A 4,333-nucleotide genomic window follows, 5' to 3' on the forward strand; every position below is an offset into this window, starting at 1 on the left:
CTGGGCCCGGCAACGCTCGGGGAACGCCGGAGCCCGATCGACAGGTCAACGCCAAGGCAGCTCGGCCAATCCCAGCACGGGTCAGATCGGTCCGACGTTCGAGGCGTATTTTGGACTGAGTGTCCCAGCAGACTTCCGGCAACCGGATGGTGCACATCGAAGTCTTTTGTGACGACAGCGTCAAGTCATTCATCGACGCCGGGCGTGCCTGGATCAGGCAGAACGGCGCTCATGTCAGTGCGTGGCAGCAGTTGGTCCTTCCCAGCGAGCCAACGATTCAGCGGATCGATAGTGGGACGACCTTGTACAAGCGGCACGATGAGGAAGGGGCTCAAGCCCCACAGACTGGTGTAATCGAAGTCTTTCCACTAGGTGCGCTTGCGAAGGGAAGTGCGGATCGTCAGTACATCGAGACAGTGGCTGGGAGCGATGGCGACAAGCGGCGCTGGTGGAAGATTGACAGCGCGGATGTCCGTCATCAGCCGATTGATGGCTGGGTGCGGGAACAGAGCTTTGCGGGCGGGACGGTAACGCGGGAGTTTGCCCAGAAATGGGTGGACTTCAAGACGCTGGACGACGCGCATGATCCGACGCATACGTTGTTCGCGACGACGAACGGGTTTGTCGACTATTCGATCGGTGCAGACGTGCCGGACGTGGGTTCTCTGGGCAAGCTCAGTCCGCTGATGACATCGATTTACCAGGCGCTGAAGCTGGCCGGTGACCGCGCGCAGGCGGCCGATGACCTGCGTAACGCATCGAGCGACCCATGGACGGCGCTGCGCATGTCGAGGCTGATTATTCAGCACGAGAGCGAGTGGGCGAATCCGGACAAGTGGAAGCAGTTGATTGCTGCCATTGAGCAGCGCACGGGGCCGAAGCCGGAGCATGTCGAGGAACAGAGGCGGATTGAGAAGCTGGTCTGGTGGGATGCGGTCAAGGCCGGGCTGGCTGACTTCCCTGCGTCGAATGTGTTTCATATTCATCCGATTGGGTTGGTGGGGAATTTTCTTCGTGTCCCTGGCCAGGTCACCGTTGAAATGCTTAAGCGCATCTTTACAGAAGCATCGACCGATCAGTTGCAGATTGTGGCGGATGAACTCAATCCCCGCTTGGAGGACTACAAGCTTGGTTCTCCACTCCGGCTGTCACACTTCTTTGCCCAAATCCGGCAAGAGGCAGGCACCGCTCTTAACACTTCGGAGAATCTCAACTATCGGTCGTACGTATTGTCACAAAAGTTTTCATATTTCTCAGCACATCCGGACGAAGCTGAGTTGTATGGAAGAACTGCGTCGCACTTGGCTCAGCCAGAAGAAATAGCAAACCGTGCCTACGCGAACAAAATTGGAAATGGTTCCATCGCGAGTGGTGACGGTTGGCGGTTCAGAGGCAGAGGACTCAAGCAACTTACCGGAAGAGCCAATTATGCTGGCTTCCAGAGTTTTTATCCGACTTTGTGGGCGCGCGACGACGTTGATTTCATTGCTAACCCTGATTTGATATCGGAAATGAGATACGCGGTGCGTTCAGCAATCTACTTCTGGATTTCCAGCCATCTGCCAGAGATAGCTGACATGGGGCACACCGATGACGTAGTCGATCGGATAACAAAAATTATAAATCTTCACACGGACAGCTACCGCGCGCGAAAAAACAACTTCCATATCATATGGGACAACGGAATTTTCAGTGAGATTAGTCGATGAGAAGCTTCGTTTCAGCAACGTTTGTGCACGCGTTCATTCTGAGTTTGTGTCTAACTTTTTTCTGTCCGAGTATATCAAGTGCGATCGAACAAAAGAGCTACCACATCTCCTTTTTGGGCGATGGAACGACTATAGAGTTCTGTGCGGCGCCGAGCCAGGACGGAGACGGAGTACGAGCATATCTAACAGGTACTACGGAAACAGGGCGTATTCCGGTCGATCTGTATGAAGCAGAGGGCGGAGTCAGCCCGGAAATCAAAAGCGTGTTTGTGAGTGGAAGAAGGCCGAAGAAGCTTTTCATCATAGTGACATGGGCTGCTGACAGTCCGTCCATCGGAACTGGCGGAAGCATCTATCAGGTATTTGTCTACGACGAACAGATCGAAAAGGCCGGCGGCTTATTGACGAAGTTGAAAGAGGACAGCGTACTGACAAAACGTTTCGGCGTTGGTTTCGACGGCACCCGTGAAGGGAAACGGGTAACTTACAAATATAGGAACGCATCAGCGGTAAGACGTCAGCTTGTCGAATGGGGCTACAAATGATTTCATTGAGGCGACGACAGTCTTATGGCTTCCAAATAAGAAAAATCCTGGCAAATCCGGCTGTGCTGTTGGTTGCACCCAGCACCGGTGAAACTGCTTGCTCTTTGTGTTGCGATCACGTCAAACGACGCCTGAGACAGTTTGGACGCGCGGACATTTCAGTAAAGAGAATGGATTTCGAAAACTGTCGACCGGATTATCAAAATCTATCTCTATAGTTACGCGGAGCGTGTTGCCAATCTCAATGAAATATGGAGAAAAGGAGATTTCAATTGATTACGGATTGCAATCTGATCAGGTTTGTAAAGAGAATCTTCGTTGCTGGATTAATTTTGTTTGGTATTGGTGTGAGGGCTGACGAGGTTACGCTTTGTTATCCTCAAGAGGAGGTTTATTTCAGTTGTCAAACCAATGGAAAGATAATGTCGATCTGCGCGTCAGGAAATGTCTCGCCTGACAACGGGTATGTGCAGTATCGTTTTGGAAAGGCAGATAAAATGGAAATAGAATTCCCGAAAAATCCATTTCCTCCTCGAAAATGGTTTTCGTTGAGTGATATCCGTGAGGGGAGTGTGAATTTACGCATCTAAAATTCAACTCTGGCCACTATCAATATGTGCTATATCAAGGATTTCCGAATGGAATTTATGTTAAAAGGGATGGAAAGACGATTTCCAACCATACATGCGACGACGGGACGTATCAGCAGTTCAGCCCTCGAGCATTCAGAGGGATAACAACACTCGCCACGGTAGACGGCATCGATAACTAGGACGTTCGGGTGGCACAGAGATTGTGAATGCGCACAGAATAGCTACGCTGATGGTCTGGATCGATATAATAAAGTGACTTCATTTTTTGAATCTGCTCAGGCAGAGGGCATTTTCTCGGGATCGATATACTTATCATCTGTATGATAGTGCAAAAAAATTAATTATCGTCCAAGTGAATGATGCGTGAAATATAAGTATGGAAAAGAGCCATGTGTTTGTGTATCCAGAAATAGACGCTCCCCCTAATAAAATATTCGCAATTTCCGGCATCTGGGAGAGCAGCATGCGTGGTTTGCAAATACGGTGTATACATAAGTTGTACTTCGGTTTGATGGGGACGGTTGTACGTGTTAAAGAATGGACAGGTTATTTTTGATAGGGAGTGTCGAGCTTCGAGGTACAAAAGCTTTTCCAAGAAGGGGTCTTTGATGGAATAAACCAGGCCTTGCCTTCTGATTTCGATTTGCATTAGGACGGCGCGACAAATTTTTTGACTACATCTAATTGTGCAGATGAACTGAATGAAAAAATTAGCATACGAAGGCGACAGCACGAGTCACGGAGGAAAAATCCTAACCGGCTCGGATCGAATCAAAGTCAAGGGGCGCCGCGCGGCCCGCGTCGGAGATCTCGTCTCCTGTCCAATTCACGGCGACAACACAATCGTGGAGGGAAGCAGCAGCATCAAGGATGGTGGCACACCGCTTTCACGAGATGGAGACAAGACTCAGTGCGGAAGCGTCCTCATTGCCCTTTCGGATGGTGCGACAGTCAGATAAACGAATGCCAATCGATTTCGCTCGCGTACCGCCGCGGATGGCTGTACCGGCGCCTCCACAACTATCAAAACTGGTTTGGACTGCGCTTCTAGTCGTCCTCCTTTGTTTTGGTGCCGCACTAACACTTGTTCTTTGGCCGCAAGGCAGATCAACCAATCCGATCTGGTTTTGGTTCTGTCTAGTCGGCTATCCGATGCTTTCATGGACATTTTTGCTGTGCCTCCGTCTTGGTTATCTACATGCGCGACGCAGTGAGGCACTGGCGGTGAATCACGTGAGCGACTGCGAGATGGAAAGATGCCACGCCATTGCCAGCGTGCCACTCGCGCTGATAGGTCATACCTGGCGTTTCTCGGCTAATCGCGATGAGAATGATGTTCAGGGTGTTGTCGATGGCAGCCTTAGCAGGATGCGGAAATACCCCCGCCCGGAATCGACCTTCCACGATTTGAGCGCCCACCGTCGCTAAATCTTTCGCATTGTGCAATTTCAACGCGCATCAACCTTTTTAAAGCACTGTGAGGCCG

4 protein-coding genes are annotated in these 4,333 nt (G+C 50.7%); 3 read left to right on the forward strand and 1 reads right to left on the reverse strand.

Translation table 11 applies throughout. The features are described 5' to 3' along the window. The first annotated feature begins 119 nt into the window (after window positions 1-119). The 3 genes from AB3X89_RS38955 (at window position 120) to AB3X89_RS38965 (ending at window position 3,806) form a co-directional block, all read left to right on the forward strand. On the forward strand, window positions 120-1,709 hold the full coding sequence (locus AB3X89_RS38955; protein ID WP_368587907.1) for a glycoside hydrolase family 19 protein: 1,590 nt from the start codon (window positions 120-122) through the stop codon (window positions 1,707-1,709). Then, window positions 1,706-2,254: a hypothetical protein gene (locus tag AB3X89_RS38960; RefSeq protein ID WP_368587908.1), complete on the forward strand. Its 549-nt coding sequence runs from the start codon at window positions 1,706-1,708 to the stop codon at window positions 2,252-2,254. The genes AB3X89_RS38955 and AB3X89_RS38960 overlap by 4 nt, the downstream gene beginning before the upstream one ends. A 1,294-nt stretch (window positions 2,255-3,548) precedes the next feature. Then, the gene (locus AB3X89_RS38965; RefSeq protein ID WP_368587909.1) at window positions 3,549-3,806 is read left to right on the forward strand and encodes a PAAR domain-containing protein; all 258 of its coding nucleotides are present in this window, start codon (window positions 3,549-3,551) and stop codon (window positions 3,804-3,806) included. Between the two features lie 235 nt (window positions 3,807-4,041). On the opposite strand, the gene AB3X89_RS38970 is transcribed toward AB3X89_RS38965, so the two are convergent. Then, the gene (locus AB3X89_RS38970; RefSeq protein ID WP_368587910.1) at window positions 4,042-4,299 is read right to left on the reverse strand and encodes a hypothetical protein; all 258 of its coding nucleotides are present in this window, start codon (window positions 4,297-4,299) and stop codon (window positions 4,042-4,044) included. Window positions 4,300-4,333: the final 34 nt, after the last annotated feature.

The sequence above is a fragment of the Paraburkholderia sp. BR14320 genome (assembly GCF_040948665.1).
Lineage (GTDB): Bacteria > Pseudomonadota > Gammaproteobacteria > Burkholderiales > Burkholderiaceae > Paraburkholderia > Paraburkholderia youngii.

Excerpts from the sequence above, each read along its gene's own strand:
- AB3X89_RS38960 (WP_368587908.1), top strand. The coding sequence starts at position 1,706 with ATGAGAAGCTTCGTTTCAGCAACGTTTGTGCACGCGTTCATTCTGAGT.
- AB3X89_RS38965 (WP_368587909.1), top strand. The coding sequence starts at position 3,549 with ATGAAAAAATTAGCATACGAAGGCGACAGCACGAGTCACGGAGGAAAA.